Source organism: Sphingopyxis macrogoltabida, assembly GCF_001307295.1.
Taxonomy (GTDB): domain Bacteria; phylum Pseudomonadota; class Alphaproteobacteria; order Sphingomonadales; family Sphingomonadaceae; genus Sphingopyxis; species Sphingopyxis macrogoltabida_B.
In genome coordinates, this window is sequence record NZ_CP012700.1 from 4,129,445 (window position 1) to 4,144,775 (window position 15,331).

The window sequence follows — 15,331 nt, forward strand, 5'->3', positions numbered from 1 at the left end:
GCCCTTCCGTTAGCTTGTAATCGTGCAACCGACGCGGATTTTTCCGTCGAACAGCGCTTCGCCGCGCTCACCGGGGCGAATTTCGTGGATGCCGGTGATCGCGCCGGCCGACAGCCACGTCCCGGGCGGGATCGCGATGCCGCGCGCGCGCAGCGTGCGAATGAGGAACAGCGCCGATCCGAACGGGCCGTCGAGCATCGTTTCCATCGTCGCCGCACCGACGGTTTCGCCATCGATGGCGAACTCGACCGGCATATGGATCAGGTCCCTGTCCTGCCAGCCGGCGAGCGGCGGCCCGAGCACCAGTCCCCTGTTGTTGCCGAAGTCCGAGGCGGTGACCGCAGGGCCGTGGCGGTTGATGCCCTGAAAGGGCGAGCTGGCGATTTCGATGCCGGGCCGCACCTCCGCAATGCAGTCGCGCACCGACGCGATGTCATAGTCACGCTCGGCGACCGTCCCGAAGCACAGCACGACTTCGGCTTCGGCCGCCGCGAAGCCGCCTGCATAGACGGGCATGGCGGGGCGGATCCCACCGGAGTCCCCGACAATTTCGTCGGCGAAGATCGGCCCGGTCAGCCGGTTCCCGCCATAGCGGCCGACGAGGTCGGCAGCGATGCGCCCGACCTTCCAGCCGCCGACGCGGCGTCCGTCGAGCGCGATCGCCGCATCCTGGATCGCATAGGCATCGGCCATCGTTTCGGGCATCGCGCCGGGATACAAGGTAAGCGGTGTCTTTTCTGCGCGCGCGGCGAGGAACGCTGCGGCGATATTTTTCTGTTCGGTGGTCGCTGCCATGGGCCTGCTTTTTCCTCTTCCGCGACGAGGCTTAAAAGACACCGGTGTCAAAAGCAAGCAAATAGCCGTTGTTGCGGTTGATTTTGCCCAACCGAGCGCCCATCAGGGAAGGGACAGGCCAAAGTGGTGGGACACGGTGCGGCGCGCCGGGCAAGGCCTGTGGAGGAAAGCTGGAGTCATGGTGGGACAAGCGGGCGGCAAACAACCGACGATCAATGATGTGGCGGCGCTCGCCGGAGTATCGAAAAAAACCGTCAGCCGCGTCATCAACCGGTCCGAATTCATCAGCGAAAAGACCCGCAAGGCCGTTCAGGGTGCGATCGAGACACTGGGGTTCGTCCCCAACCCGCAGGCGCGGGCGCTCGCCTTTCGCCGCAATTTCCTGATCGCGCTGCTCCACGACAACCCCAATGCGCAGACGGTGCTCAATTTCCAGCAGGGCGTGCTCGACGCGATCAAGGACAGCGACCTCGCGCTGCTCGTCCGCCCGGTCGACCGGGGATCGGACCGGATGCTCGACGACGTCCGCACCTTCCTCGAAAAACAGCGCCCGATCGGCGCGATGCTGCTGCCGCCGATTTCGGAGAATGACGATCTTGCCTCGCTCTGCGCGACGCTCGGCGTACGCTATGTCCGCGTCGGCTCGGCGCCGCTCGACGATCCGCAGCATTGCGTCTCGTCGAACGACCATGACGTCGTCAAGGAAGCGGTGCGGCGGCTCGTCGACCTTGGCCACCGTCGCATCGGCTTCGTGCGCGGGCCCGAGGGGTTCCGTTCGGCGGCCGAGCGCGAAAAGGGCTTCCGCGAGGCGCTCGCCGACGCCGGGCTGAGCCTTGCCGACGATCATTATGCGCCCGGCAATTACCGCTATGCCGCCGGGGTCGAGGCCGGCGAAAAATTGCTGGCGCTCGCCGAACCGCCCACGGCGATCTTCTGTTCGAACGACGAAATGGCGGCCGGCGTAATGAGCGTTGCGCATGGCAAAGGGATCGCGGTGCCGGGCGCGCTGTCGATCATCGGCTTCGACGATTCGCCGACCGCGACGCATATCTGGCCGGCGCTGAGCACGGTGCGCTGGCCGATCCGCCAGATGGGGGTGCGCGCGGCGCAGCTCCTTGTCCCCGACTTCCTCGGCGCGGGCGCCAAGGCCATCGACCCCGATCCTGCCGCGCTCACCTCGACCTTCGTCGAACGCCAGTCGGTCGCCCCGCCCGGGCGGTGAGGATCAGCGCCGCCGCCGCGCAAGCTGATAATCGTAGAGCGACGGCACCGCATCGACTGCCATGCCCTTCGCCTCGATATAGGGGGCGGGGTCGTAGCTGACCGTGATCCGGCGGTTCGCGTGCAGCCCGACGATCCGCTCGCCCGGCCCCTCGATCCCGCTGACGATCGCAACCTCGGCATCTGCCGGAACCGCGTCGGCGATCACCAGCCGCGCGTTCCACAGTGTGTTGTAGAGCCCGTGCCCCGGCTTCCAGTAAGGCGCGCCGCCGCCCATCCACAGCCGGTAACGCCACGCGCCCTTGTCCTGCTTCGGATCGATATGCAGCGTCACCTGGTCGAACAGATTCTGGTGGTTCGATCCGCTGTGCTGGTCGATCACGCCGTCCTGCGCGACGGTGGAGCGAAGGAAGACCGAGCGCGTCGAGCGCGTGTTGACGCTGAGCGGGTGGATCACCGGATTCTCGACCTTCAGGTCCCGGACCAGCACATTGTGCACCGCGCCGACATGGACCGAATAATGCGCGGCGCGATCGCCCGTCGTCGTCACATCGGCGATCGTCAGGCTGGCGGCATTGTCGGTCAATATGCCGCTGTCCGACCGGTCGATGACTAGGTTGCGAATCCAGCCGTCGAAGACCCCGGTCATATAGATGCCGTTATAGCCTTGTTCGAGATGATGGCCGAACGCCGGCGCTGCGGGGAATTGCAGCCGCAAATTCTGGATGCCGACCTGTTCGAGATGCCGCCAGTTCGCGAGCACCGCGGGCTGGTCGGTGCGCACGTCGTGGAGCAGCGGATCGCCCAGCGTCACCGTCTTGCCGCGTACCGACGCGATGCGTGTCGCCTGCACGACGACCGGGCGGTCGGGCGACGACCAGTGATGCGATCCGATCGGCAGGTCGGTGTCGCCATAGAGCGACTTCAATATCGCGCTGTTGGGCCCGTCGACCGAAAACCATTGCAACTGAACGACGTCGCCGGCCTTGAGCTTCGTGGCGTCGTCGACGGTGAGCGTACGGCCAAACTGTTTTCCCGCGACGCCGCGCGCCAGCACCGGGTCGCGCGCATCCTTGCTGCCATCGTAGGAGACGGCGCGCGTCTTTTCCGGCCCGACGGTGATCATCCCGCCGGCCCAGCTATATTCGGTGAACAGATAGTCGATGTTGTTCTCGGGCTCGACCTGATATTTCTTCTCGCGCACCAGATAAGCGCGCAGTTCGTCATAATCGTCGCTCTTGTCGATGAGCTTCAGTGGCCGCGGGAACCAGAGTTCGCTGCCGCCGGGGCCATCGCCGGCGCCGTCGAGGGCGATATCGCTGCGCGTGATGCGCAGCACTTCGGTGATCTGCGTTCGCCCCTTGGGGAAGCGTAGTGTGACCTTGCCCTTGACCGCATTGGCGGCGGCAAGCGCGCGCAGCACCGCCTTCGTATCGTCGAGCCCGTCGTCGGGCATCGCGCCATGGTCGGTAACCTCGATGACCGTTCCCGCATCGGCGGGGAGCGGCGCGAGGCCGAAACCATAGCCGGCGTAGGAGAAATCGGGGAGCGGATTGGCCGTCACCGTCGCGGGGTCGGAGAGGATTTTGGGCAGTTTTGCCGGTTCGGCCTGCACCGGCGCGCTCAGCATCGCCACCAGCGCTGCGCCGAAAGCAAAACGCGCCTGCCAATTACGCTGTATCTTCACTATCCAAATCTCCTGACGATCCGGTTCCGGTGGCGGCGTGGACGGCGGCCACCACCGGAGTGGGGGATCAGAATTTCGCCCGCACGCCGACCGAGAAGCGCCGCTCCGACAGGGCATAGCTATTGAGCGCGGTCGGGTTGAAATTGCTATATTCGCTCGTCGCCGATTTTTTCGGCATCAGGTTTTGCGCCTGCAGCGACAGGGCGAAATTCTCGGTCAGGTCGAAGCCGAGCTGCGCGTCGAGTTGCGAGCGCGCGCCGATGAAGCTCGGCCGGCCTTCGGAAAATTCGAACACCGCCTCGTCGCGGTAATTATAGGCGATGCGCGCCGAGAAAGGACCTTTTTCATAGAGGCCGACGAGGTTGTAGCTGTTCTTCGACACCGCAACGAGCGGGAAGCCGGCATTATCCTCCGAATCCGAATAGGTGTAATTGGCGATGATGCCGAGGCCGTCGAACGGTGCGGGCAGGAAGTCGGCGAACTGCTGGATGCCGATCTCGAAGCCCTTGATCCGGGCGCTGGCGAGATTTTCGGGTCGCGAGAAGGTAAGCTCGCGCCCTTGGTCGTCGAGGTCGAGATCGACGCCGGTGGTCACGAAGCTGGCGATGAAATCCTGCACATCCTTGTAGAAGACCGCGCCCGAGATCAGCGAGCTCTTGCCCGTATAATATTCGAAGCTGACATCGGCCTGCGTCGAGATCGGCGGCTTGAGGTTCACATTGCCGCCGGTGACCGACAGGTTCGTCGCGTTGAAAAAGGTCGACGGCGCAAGGTCGGCGATCGACGCGCGCTGCATCGTCTGCGATCCCGAGACGCGGATCAGGAAATTGTCGGTGACGTTGAAGGCGATGTTCGCGCTGGGCAGGACGTTCGTATAGCGGTTCTTGTCGTTGCGCAGCGTGCTGACCGTGCCGACGTTGACGTAGCTATCGACCGACAGCCGGGTGCTGGCGATACGCACCCCGGCATTCGCCTTGTACGGCATGCCGAGGATCTCGCCCTCGCCCGATACCATCAGATAGGCGGCAAGCGTGCGTTCGCTGAAGTCATAATCGCGCTGGAGGTTGGGCAGCAGCGTCGACTGGCCGTTCGCGTCGGGATTGGGTTCGGCCGCCTGCGCGCGAGTGAAGACATAGTCGAAGGTCGGCGCGGTGCTGAGAAAGCCGCGCGGGAAGCTTCCGGCGATGTCGGGCAGGAAATTCTTCGCGTCGATCAGCTTCAGATAGGGTTCGATTTCGGCGCGGGTCGGGGTCACCTGGCTGCGATAGGCGTTCGACCGCGCGTGCAGGTCGGTATAGCGCACCCCGGCGGCGATGGTGACCCCGCCGGCGGTTTCGTAGCTGACGTCTAGCTTGCCGGTCCATTCCTCGAGCAGCCCGATCAACCGGTTGCTGCGCACGCCGTTGTTCGCGGGATTGTACGACGCATAATCGGCGGGGTCGAAAGTGCCGCCGAGCGTCAACGACGGGATGGTGTCGTCGCGGAAATCGAAGGCGCCGGGGACGGGCGCGGCCGCCTGCAGCGTGATGATCTGGATTGTCTGGTCGATCGTGCCCTTGCTGTAATAGCCGTCGGCCTCGATCGTCAGCCCGCCGCTCTCATATTTGCCGTTGAGCCCGTAGAGGAAGCTTTCGGTCGGCTCGTTGCGGATCTGCCCCGCGGTGGTGACGGTGCCGTTGGCGCTGCCCGCGACGACCATGCCGTCCTCTACCACCGCACCGGTCACCGGATTGGCGCCGGTCGGCAGGCGGAATGCGAAAAAGTCCTGTCGGCGCCCGGTCTTGAGCTTCGAATAGAGCGCGTCGGCGGTGACGGTGAATTCGGGCGTCACCTCGAACTGGATCGCGCCATTGAGGCCGAGCCGCGAGCGGTCGACCGTGAACTGTTCATATTGCAGCAGCGCCGGGGTCGGCTGGGCGGTCGTAACGCCGTTCGCGGTATAGTTGCGATTGAGAAAATTGTTGCGCTCGAACGCCTGCGTCGTCGAGGTGCGCTTCTGATATTCGCCCGCGATCATGATGCCGATGCGGTCGTCGGCAAACTTCGTCGTTGCAAAGCCGGTGATCGCGGGTTCGAACTTGTCGCTGTTCTCCGAATAGACGCCCTGCACCCGCAGCGAGGCGGTCGGCTCCTTGAACGAGAGCGGTTTCGGGGTGACGAGGTTGACCGTGCCGCCTAGTCCGCCCTCGGCCTGGCTGGCGAGCGGCGACTTGCGCACCTCAAGGCGGCCGAACAGGCTCGATGGTACCGAATCGAGCCCCGACGAGCGGCCGAGCTGGTCGTTCTCGGGTGGCGACAGCCGCGCCGACCAGCCGAGCAGGGTGCGCCCGTCGACCTCGACGCGGACCTGCTGCAACCCGCGCACCGACACCGACTGGCCCTCACCGAAAACGCGGGTGATCTGGACGCCGGTAACGCGCTGCAGCGCCTCGGCGACATTGGCGTCGGGAAGTTTGCCGACATCCTCGGCGGTGATGACGTCCATCACCTGCCCTGCCTCGCGCTTGATATCGGCCGCCCGCTCGAGCGACGCGCGAATGCCGGTCACGATGATTTCGCCTTCGGGCGTGTCCGCGCCCGCTTCCTGCGCATAGGCAGGTGCCGCCATCAGCACCGCGAGCGACACGCCGCTCGCAAGTTTCACCGTCAAGGCGCCGCCCCGCTTCATCCGAATAGCCATATGGCCCTCCCTTTCGCAGCGCATCTCCGCCAAAGCAAGAAATGACACCGGTTACTCTTGCAGGCAAAAAAACGGATCGACGCGCTTTTGCCATCCTTTTCCGAGAGCAAGCGGGAGGCCGCCGTTTTCGGCGGGCCGGACGCCCTCTCCCCATCGATATCGTTTCGTTGACCGATTCAGGTAACCGGTGTCAGTAACTGGTGACCTATCGGATGATCTATGTCAAGCGAGATTGTCGTACAACTTTGATCGCGCGGGCCGGCGCCGGTGCGATCAGCGCCGGACGTCGAGCCCGCCGGCGTGGAACGCCGCAATATCGGCGGCGCCGAAGCGGCTGGCATCGCCGGGCAGCGAATGTTTGAGGCAGGTCAGCGCAAGGCCGGTTTCGGCCATCGCGCGCGCATCGCCGCCCGCGCGCCAAGCGTGGAGCACCCCGGCGGCGAAGGCGTCGCCGGCGCCGATGCGATCAACGATACCGGTCACGTCGACCTCGCCGGTCTGGTGGGCGCTGTCCCGGCGGTCGACGCGCGCCGCGACGCGGTGATGGTCGGCGGTAAGGACATGCCGCGCGGTCGAGGCGATGATCCGCAGGTCGGGGAACGCAGCAAAGCCCGCCTCCGCCGCCTCGCGCCGCCGGTCTTCGCCCTCGCCGCCGAAATCCTTGCCAAGGACGAGCGACAGGTCGCGGTGGTTGCCGAAGAGAATTTCGGCGAGGCCGATCAGTTCGCCGAGGATCGCGCGCGGATCGCTGTCCCACGCCTGCCACAGCATCGCGCGGTAATTGCCGTCGAAGCTGACCGGCACGCTGAGCCGCTTTGCCGCGCGCGCCGCCGCCAGCGCCGCTTCGGCCGGGCGCGGCCCGAGCGCGGGGGTGATCCCCGACAGGTGCAGCAGTCCCGCTCCGGCGAGCAGCGCGTCCCAGTCATAATCCTCCGCACCGCGCGCGGCGAAGCTCGATCCGGCGCGGTCGTAGACGATCTCGGAGGCGCGCAGCCCGGCGCCGACGCTGAGGAAATAGAGCCCCATGCGCCCCGCGCCGGTCGCGACGGCGCCGCAATCGACGCCTGCGCCGCGCGCCGCCGCCACCGCCCCGCGCCCGAGTGCATTGCCGGGAACCGCACTCACCATCGCACAGTCGTGGCCGAGATGGGCGAGCCCGATCGCGACATTCGCCTCGGCCCCACCGACATGGAGCGCCAGCGCCGGCGACTGCATCAGCAGCTCGTTGCCCGGTGCGGTGAGGCGGATCAGCAGTTCGCCGAAGAAGACGAGACGGTCCGGCATGGCGCGATGCTAGCGTGCGAGCCAGCCGCCGTCGACGGCGAGGATATGGCCCTGCACATAGTCCGAGGCCGACGACGCGAGGAACACGGCAGCGCCGCCGATATCCTCGGGGCCGCCCCAGCGGCCGGCGGGGATGCGCTCGACGATCTGGCGATTGCGCGTTTCGTCGCCCTGCAACGCCGCGGTGTTGTTCGTCGCGATATAGCCGGGGGCGATCGCGTTGACGTTGACGCCCTTCGCCGCCCATTCGTTCGCGAGCAGCTTGGTCAGCCCGCCGACCCCCGATTTCGACGCGGTGTAGCTCGGCACGCGGATGCCGCCCTGAAAGGTCAGCATCGAGGCGATGTTGATGATCTTGCCGCTGCCGCGCGCGATCATGTGGCGCCCGACGCTCTGGCAGAGGAAAAAGAGCGTCTTGAGATTGGTGTCCATCACTGCGTCCCAGTCGGCTTCGGTAAAGTCGACCGCATCGGCGCGGCGGATGATCCCGGCATTGTTGACGAGAATGTCGATCCGCCCGAATTCGGCGAGCACCGCATCGACGAGCGGCTGCACTGCGCCGACGCCCGACAGGTCGGCGGCGAAGTTGTCGCCGCGACGGCCGAGCGCGCGCACCTTGCCAACGGTCTCGTCGGCAGGCGAGCGGCCAGCGGCGGCGATGTCGGCGCCCGCTTCGGCAAGCGCGAGCGCAATGCCTTGCCCGATACCGGTATTGGCGCCGGTGACCAGCGCGACCTTGCCCGAAAGATCGAAGAGGCCGGGCATCACTTGAGCTGGCAGATGTCGAGGACGTTCATGTCGGTATAGTCGAGATTCTCGCCGCCCATCGCCCAGATGAAAGCATATTTCTTCGTCCCCGACCCCATGTGGATCGACCAGGGTGGGCTGATCACCGCTTCCTCGTTTGCGATCACGATGTGCCGCATGCTGTCGGGCTCGCCCATATAATGGAAGATGCGGTCATTCTCTTCGGGCAGGTCGAAATAGAGATAGATTTCGCTGCGCCGGTCGTGGAGGTGCGGCGGCATCGTGTTCCACACGCTGCCCTCCTCGAGCACGGTGAGCCCGAGCAGCAATTGCGCGCTTTCGCATACGCCGGGGATCACGAGCTGATAGATCGTCCGCTGGTTCGAATTGGCAAGGTCGCCGCGGGCGAGCGGGTTCGCCTGATCGAGCGTGATGTGCCGGATCGGGCAGACCTTGTGCGCCGGGAGCGACGCCAGATAGAAGCGCGCGCCGTCGCCTTCGAAGACCACCTCCTTTGATCCCATCGGGATATAGAGGCATTCCTTGTTCTTCATCGCAAAGCGCTGGCCATCGACGCTGATCGTGCCGTCGGTGCCGATATTGACCGCCGCCATCTCGCGCCGTTCGAGGAAGGGATGCCCCGCGGCCGAGGCCGGCTCGCTCTGGTCGGGAAGCCGCAGCGCGCCGCCCTTCGGCACCGCACCGCCGATGACGAAGCGCTCATTGTGCGAATAGTTGAGGTTGATCCTGCCGTCGGCGAACATGCCGGGGACAAGATAGCGATCGCGCAGCGCGTCATTGTCCACGCATTCCATCATGTCGGGGTGGGTCGCGTGGTAGGTTTTGGCAAACATGATGATCCTCGTCCCGGCTTCGTCGTGTCCATCTGCTAAACCCGACGGTAACCGGTGTCAATGCGAGTGCGGCGATGCACGGGTAAAATTGTCGCACTTTGTCGCAAAGCCCTGAAAGCGCTTGCATGGCGCCTTCCAAATGGTGGAATAGGCATCATTCCTCCCCCGCCGTCGGCGGACCGACACGAGATAATATTATGCAGGACAACAGGCCGCTGCTCCGCGCGGGAGCCTTGTGTGCCATGATGCTGTCGCTGGGCGCTTGCGCCGGCAAGGACGACGAGGGCGGACGCGGGCGCGGCGCCCCCGAGGTCGGCTATGTCACGGCTGTGGTGCAGGCGGTTCCGGTCACCACCCAACTCGGCGGCCGCACCGTCGCGTTCGAGACCAGCGAGGTGCGTCCGCAGGTGAACGGCCTGATCCGCCGCCGCCTGTTCGCCGAAGGCAGCTTCGTGCGCGCCGGGCAGCCGCTCTACCAGATCGACGCCAGCCTGTATCAGGCGGCGGCGGATCAGGCGGCGGCGAATCTGGCGAGTGCGCGGGCAAGCGCGCAGGCCGCTGACGAAAAGGCAAAGCGCTTCGAGCCGCTCGCGAAGATGCAGGCGGTTGCCGAGCAGGATTATACCGACGCGCTGGCGCAGGCGCGCGTCGCGCGCGCGACGGTGGCGCAAAATGCCGCGGCGCTCGAAACCGCGCGGATCAACCTGCGCTACACGACGCTGTCCGCGCCGATCAGCGGGCGGATCGGGCGCAGCCTTGCCACCCCCGGCGCGCTCGTCAGCGCGAGCCAGTCGGAACCGCTGGCGATGATCCAGCGGACCGATCCCATCTATGTCGACATGCAGCAGTCGAGCGCCGAACTCATACGGCTGCGCCAGGCGCTGGCGAGCGGCGGCACCCAGCCCGGCAGCACGACGGTGCGGCTGAAGCTGGAGGACGGCAGCGATTACGGGTTCGCCGGGACGGTCCAGTTTTCGGAGATCGCGGTCAGCGAAGCGACGGGCACGGTGACGCTGCGCGCGCGCTTCCCCAATCCCAAGGGGCTGCTGCTGCCCGGCATGTTCGTCACCGCGCTGTTCGACCAGTCGGTCAACCCCGCCGCGATGCTGGTGCCGCAGGCCGCGGTGCAGCGCGATTTTGACGGATCGGCGTTCGTCTACCTCGTAGGCAAGGACAATAAGGCGGTGCGGCGCAAGGTCACCGCCGAGCGTACGGTCGGCGCCAACTGGGTCGTCACCGCGGGGCTGAAGTCCGGCGAAAAAATCATCACGCAGGGGATCGGCAATCTCAAGGCCGGAGCGCCGATCAAGCCGGTTCCGGCGAGCACGCCGCAGCGGGTCGGGGCGCCCGCGGCCAAGGGCGCGGCAGCGAAAGGAAATTAAGGGCCCATGTCGCGCCTTTTCATCGACCGGCCGATCTTTGCCTGGGTGCTGGCGATCATCGTCATGCTCGGCGGGCTGGGCGCGCTCTTTTCGCTGCCGATCGAGCAATATCCCGATATCGCCCCGGCGCAGGTCAATATCCGCGCCAACTATCCCGGCGCATCGGCCGAGACGATCGAGAACAGCGTCACGCAGGTGCTCGAACAGCAACTGACCGGGATCGACGGCCTGCTCTATTTCAGCTCGCAATCGAGCTCGCGCGGGCAGGCGAGCATCACCGCGATCTTCGAGAAGGGCACCGACCCCGACATCGCGCAGGTCCAGGTCCAGAACAAGATCCAGACCGCGATTTCGCGCCTGCCGCAGCAGGTGCAGCAACAGGGCATCCGCGTCACCAAGTCGAACGCCGATACGCTGCTCCTCGTCGCCGTCTATGATTCGACGAACACCCGGTCGAACCAGGACGTGTCGGACTATATGGCGTCGAACATCCAGGACCCGCTGTCGCGCGTCGAGGGGGTCGGCGACGTCAACATCTTCGGCGCGCCGCACGCGATGCGCATCTGGCTGAACCCGCAGCGGCTAGCGGCGATGTCGCTAATGCCGAGCGACGTCATTTCGGCGATCACCGCGCAGAACAGCGAGGTCGCCGCCGGCGACGTCGGCGGCCTCCCCGCGCCGCAGGGCCAGATGCTCAACGCGACGGTCACCGCGCAGTCGCGGATGCAGACGGTCGAGGAGTTCGAGAATATCGTCCTCAAGACGCTTCCCGACGGGTCGAGCGTGCGCATCAAGGATATCGCGCGGGTCGAGGTCGGCGCCGAAAGCTATGCCGTCATCAGCCGCATCAACGGCCATCCCGGCGCGGGCATGTCGATCTCGCTGTCGCCGGGGTCCGACGCGCTCGAAACCGCCGACCGGGTCAAGACACGGATGGCGGAACTCGCCGCCGACTTCCCCGACGGCGTGACCTACAGCTATGCCAACGATGCGACCGCCTTCATCAAGCTGTCGGTGAGCGAGGTGCAGAAATCGCTGTTCGAGGCGATCCTGCTCGTCATCCTCGTCATGTTCGTTTTTCTGCAAAGCTGGCGCGCGGTGCTGATCCCGGCAATCGCGGTGCCGGTGGTGCTGCTCGGCACCTTCGGCATTTTCTATATGGCGGGGTTCAGCATCAACACGATGACGCTGTTCGGGCTGACGCTCGCGATCGGCCTGCTCGTCGACGATGCGATCGTCGTCGTCGAGAATGTCGAGCGATTGATGGAAGAGAATCCCGGCATGTCGGCGCGCGAAGCGACGATCCAGTCGATGCAGGAATTGCAGGTCGCGCTAATCGCGATCGCGCTCGTGCTGTCGGCGGTGTTCATGCCGATGGCCTTTTTCGGCGGCTCGACCGGCGTCATCTATCGGCAATTCTCGATCACCATCGTCTCGGCGATGGCGCTGTCGGTGCTCGTCGCGCTGATCCTCAGCCCCGCGCTGACGTCGAGCCTGCTCAAGCCCAAGACGCATGGCGAGACGGCGGAGACACACCGCTTTCCGCGCCTGCACGCGCTTGGCGAACGGCTGAAGAACGGCTTCAACACCCGTTTCGACCGCACCGTGAACCGCTATGTCGGCAGTGTCGGCGCGGTGGTCGACCGCAAATGGCTCTTCCTCGGCATCTATGCCGTCATCCTCGTCCTGCTCGCGGTGCTGTTCCTGCGCCTGCCGAGCGGCTTCCTGCCCAACGAGGATCAGGGCCGCGTCCAGGTCCAGTTCCGTCTGCCCGCCGGCGCCACCCAGGAGCGCACGCTCGAAGTGCGCAATGCGGTCGAGGATTATTTCCTGACCCACGAAAAGGCGAACACCGGCGCACTGTTCCTGATCGCCGGCGGCGGCGGCGGGGCCGCGGCAGGCCAGAACACCGGGCAAGGCTATGTCAATCTTGTCGACTGGGACGACCGGCCGGGCGACGAGAACACCGCCGATGCGATCACCGAGCGCGCGCGCAAGGCCTTGAGCGGGCTGCGCGACGCACAGGTCTTCGCGCTCGTCCCCGGCGCGGTCCGCGGGCTCGGCGACACGTCGGGTTTCACGATGCAGTTCCAGAATCGCGGCGGGCTCAGCCGCGAACAATTCTCCGCCGCGCGCGACCGGCTGCTCGCGATGGCGAACGCCAATCCCAAGCTGACCTCGGTGCGCCTCAGCGACCTTCCCGACGTTGCGACGCTCAAGGTCGATATCGATACCCAGCGGCTGACCGCCTACGGGCTGACCAACAGCGACGTGAACAACACCCTCGCGACCGCCTGGGGTGGCCGCTACGTCAATGATTTCATCGACAAGGGCCGCGTCAAACGCGTCTATGTCCAGGGCGACGCCCCTTATCGCGCCAAGCCCGAAGACCTCGGCCAATGGTATGTCCGCTCGGCCGACGGCGAGATGTCGCCCTTCTCGGCCTTTTCGCGGATCGGCTGGGCGACCACGCCCGCGACCACGTCGCGCTTCCAGGGCGTTTCGGCGTTCGAGATTTCGGGCCAGCCTTCCGCGGGGGTCAGCTCGGGCGAGGCAATGGACGAAATGGAAGCGATGGCGGCGCAGATTCCCGGAACCAGCGTCGCCTGGTCGGGGTCCTCCTATCAGGAGCGGCTGTCGTCGGGACAGGCCCCCTTCCTTTATGCGATTTCGCTGCTCGTCGTCTTCCTCTGCCTCGCGGCGCTCTATGAAAGCTGGTCGATCCCGCTCGCGGTGATCCTGATCGTCCCGCTCGGGCTTATCGGCGCGGTGTTCGCGGTGACGCTGCGCGGGCTGGAGAACGACGTCTATCTCCAGATCGGGCTGCTCACGACGATGGGGCTCGCGGCGAAGAATGCGATCCTGATGATCGAGTTCGCCGAGCAGGAGGAACGCAAGGGCAAGCGCGTGATCGAGGCGGCGATCGAGGCGGCGCGCATCCGCCTGCGCCCGATCCTGATGACCAGCTTCGCCTTCATCTTCGGCGTGCTGCCGCTGGCGATCGCGACCGGCGCGGGCGCGAACAGCCGCGTCGCGATCGGCACCGCGGTGATCGGCGGCATGCTGACCGCCGCCTTCCTCGCCATCTTCTTCATTCCGCTCTTCTTCGTCCTCGTCAGAAGGGGCGTCCGCGACGGCCTCGCCGCGCTGCGCCGCCGCTTCGGCAAGGACAAGGATGGGGACAAGGACACGGGTTCCGGCGGGGCGGAGGTTCCGGCATGACGGCCCTCCGCCCCCTCCTGCTCGCGGGGACGCTGGCGCTGGCGGGCTGCTCGCTCGCGCCGAAGACGGTGCTGCCCGCGCCGCCGGTGCCACAGAGCTGGCCGGTCGGCGACGCCTATCTGCTGCAGAGCGAAGCGGCGCTGCCGATCCTTTCCTATCGCAGCGTCTTCACCGACCCGCGGTTGCAGGCGCTCGCCGAACAGGCGCTCGCGAACAACCGCGACCTGCGCGTCGCCTATGCCAATGTCGCCACGGCGCGCGCGCAGGCGCGCGTCAGCCGCGCGGGACAGTTCCCCGAAATCGGGATCAGCGCCGGCGCCGGCTATGCGGATAGCGGAAGTAATAGCGCAGGGAATGGCGGCGGCGGCGATTTCTCGCTGCGCGGCGGCATCACCGCGTTCGAACTCGACCTGTTCGGCCGCCTCGCCAATGCCGCTGAAGCCGATCGCAACAGCGCGCTCGCGACCGAAGCCGCATCGCGGACCGTCCGCATCGCGCTGATCTCTGACCTTGCGCAGGCGTGGGCGACCTATGGCGCCGACCGCGACCTGCTGGCGATCGCACAGGACACCGCAACCAATGCGCGCGAGAATGTCCGGTTGACCAAAGCGCGGCTCGACGGCGGCGTCGCGCCGCGCACCGACCTCAGGCAGGCCGAACAGATTCTCGCGACCGCCGAAGATGCGATCGCGGCGCAGACGAGCGCGATCGCGCAGGACGAAAATCTGATCCGCCTGCTCGTCGGCGGCGATGTCGACCGCGCACTGCTGCCCGCCGGGCTCGCCGAGGTGACGCCGGCGATCGTATCGCTGCCCGCCGGGGTCAGCTCGCAGATTCTGCTGCGCCGGCCCGACGTGATCGAGGCCGAATATCGCCTCCGCGCCGCCAACGCCGACATCGGCGTCGCCCGGGCGCGGCTGTTCCCGACGATCTCGCTCACCGGCCTGCTCGGTTTCGCCAGCGACGCGCTCGGCAGCCTGTTCGACAGCGGTTCGTTCGGCTGGTCGGCGGGCGGCGATGCCGCCGCGACGATCTTCGACGCCGGCGGCCGCCGCGCGGGGGTCGCGGTGACCGAAGCGCAGCGCGACGCCGCGCTCGCCGGCTATGAAGGCGCGATCCAGACTGCGTTCCGCGAAGTCGCCGACGCGCTTGCGGTGCAGGGCACGATATCCGAACGCGTCCGCGCCGCCGCCGCGAATACCGAAGCCGCCGCCGACACCGCGCGGCTGACCGACGCGCGCTACAAGGGCGGGGTCGACAGCTTCCTCGCCAGCCTCGATGCGCAGCGCAGCCTCTATACGGCGCGGCGAAGCGAGATCACGACGCAGCTCCTGCTCGTCAACACGCGAATCGCGCTGTTCCGCGCCCTCGGCGGCGACAGCGGTTCGGGAAACAGCACGCCCTGACGACCTTCATCGTCACCCCGGACTTGATCCGGGGTCCATGCTTCGGTCGTGAA

Annotated in this window: 10 protein-coding genes; 4 read left to right on the forward strand and 6 right to left on the reverse strand. The window is 66.3% G+C overall.

Annotated elements, in window-relative coordinates:
• Positions 1–9 precede the first annotated feature (9 nt).
• Positions 10–795, reverse strand: coding sequence for a 2-keto-4-pentenoate hydratase (locus tag AN936_RS19155; RefSeq protein ID WP_054589482.1), 786 nt, complete (start codon positions 793–795; stop codon positions 10–12).
• A 178-nt stretch (positions 796–973) separates the two neighbouring features.
• On the opposite strand from AN936_RS19155, the gene AN936_RS19160 reads away from it, so the two are divergent.
• Entirely contained in the window at positions 974–2,017 is a 1,044-nt protein-coding gene (locus AN936_RS19160) for a LacI family DNA-binding transcriptional regulator (RefSeq protein WP_054589483.1), read from the forward strand.
• Positions 2,018–2,020: 3 nt separating this feature from the next.
• Here the strand turns inward: AN936_RS19160 and AN936_RS19165 are convergent, their stop codons facing one another.
• The 5 genes from AN936_RS19165 to kduI form a co-directional block, all read right to left on the reverse strand.
• The gene (locus tag AN936_RS19165; RefSeq protein ID WP_054589484.1) at positions 2,021–3,703 is read right to left on the reverse strand and encodes a hypothetical protein; all 1,683 of its coding nucleotides are present in this window, start codon (positions 3,701–3,703) and stop codon (positions 2,021–2,023) included.
• Positions 3,704–3,770: 67 nt separating this feature from the next.
• Positions 3,771–6,383 carry a TonB-dependent receptor gene (locus AN936_RS19170; RefSeq protein WP_158500118.1) on the reverse strand — a complete coding sequence of 871 codons (2,613 nt, stop codon included), beginning with the start codon at positions 6,381–6,383 and terminating at the stop codon, positions 3,771–3,773.
• Positions 6,384–6,656: 273 nt separating this feature from the next.
• A complete protein-coding gene (locus AN936_RS19175; protein WP_054589486.1) occupies positions 6,657–7,667 on the reverse strand; it encodes a sugar kinase in 1,011 nt (336 codons plus the stop codon).
• A gap of 9 nt (positions 7,668–7,676) precedes the next feature.
• A complete protein-coding gene (gene kduD, locus AN936_RS19180; RefSeq protein WP_054589487.1) occupies positions 7,677–8,432 on the reverse strand; it encodes a 2-dehydro-3-deoxy-D-gluconate 5-dehydrogenase KduD in 756 nt (251 codons plus the stop codon).
• Positions 8,432–9,268, reverse strand: a complete 837-nt coding sequence (gene kduI / locus AN936_RS19185; RefSeq protein ID WP_054589488.1) for a 5-dehydro-4-deoxy-D-glucuronate isomerase — start codon at positions 9,266–9,268, stop codon at positions 8,432–8,434. The genes kduD and kduI overlap by 1 nt, the downstream gene beginning before the upstream one ends.
• A 242-nt stretch (positions 9,269–9,510) precedes the next feature.
• Between kduI and AN936_RS19190 the strand changes: the two genes are divergently transcribed.
• Genes AN936_RS19190 through AN936_RS19200 form a run of 3 tightly spaced genes read left to right on the forward strand, consistent with a single transcriptional unit; the run spans position 9,511 to position 15,278 of the window.
• Entirely contained in the window at positions 9,511–10,650 is a 1,140-nt protein-coding gene (locus AN936_RS19190) for an efflux RND transporter periplasmic adaptor subunit (protein ID WP_420496819.1), read from the forward strand.
• 6 nt (positions 10,651–10,656) lie between these two features.
• Positions 10,657–13,872: an efflux RND transporter permease subunit gene (locus tag AN936_RS19195; RefSeq protein WP_054589490.1), complete on the forward strand. Its 3,216-nt coding sequence runs from the start codon at positions 10,657–10,659 to the stop codon at positions 13,870–13,872.
• The gene (locus AN936_RS19200; protein WP_054589491.1) at positions 13,869–15,278 is read left to right on the forward strand and encodes an efflux transporter outer membrane subunit; all 1,410 of its coding nucleotides are present in this window, start codon (positions 13,869–13,871) and stop codon (positions 15,276–15,278) included. Before AN936_RS19195 ends, AN936_RS19200 begins: the two co-directional genes overlap by 4 nt.
• Positions 15,279–15,331: the final 53 nt, after the last annotated feature.

Coding starts and splice junctions, on each gene's coding strand:
- AN936_RS19195 (WP_054589490.1), top strand. CDS start 10,657: ATGTCGCGCCTTTTCATCGACCGGCCGATCTTTGCCTGGGTGCTGGCG.
- AN936_RS19160 (WP_054589483.1), top strand. CDS start 974: ATGGTGGGACAAGCGGGCGGCAAACAACCGACGATCAATGATGTGGCG.
- kduD (WP_054589487.1), bottom strand. CDS start 8,432: ATGCCCGGCCTCTTCGATCTTTCGGGCAAGGTCGCGCTGGTCACCGGC.
- AN936_RS19175 (WP_054589486.1), bottom strand. CDS start 7,667: ATGCCGGACCGTCTCGTCTTCTTCGGCGAACTGCTGATCCGCCTCACC.
- AN936_RS19200 (WP_054589491.1), top strand. CDS start 13,869: ATGACGGCCCTCCGCCCCCTCCTGCTCGCGGGGACGCTGGCGCTGGCG.
- AN936_RS19155 (WP_054589482.1), bottom strand. CDS start 795: ATGGCAGCGACCACCGAACAGAAAAATATCGCCGCAGCGTTCCTCGCC.
- kduI (WP_054589488.1), bottom strand. CDS start 9,268: ATGTTTGCCAAAACCTACCACGCGACCCACCCCGACATGATGGAATGC.
- AN936_RS19190 (WP_420496819.1), top strand. CDS start 9,511: ATGATGCTGTCGCTGGGCGCTTGCGCCGGCAAGGACGACGAGGGCGGA.
- AN936_RS19170 (WP_158500118.1), bottom strand. CDS start 6,383: ATGGCTATTCGGATGAAGCGGGGCGGCGCCTTGACGGTGAAACTTGCG.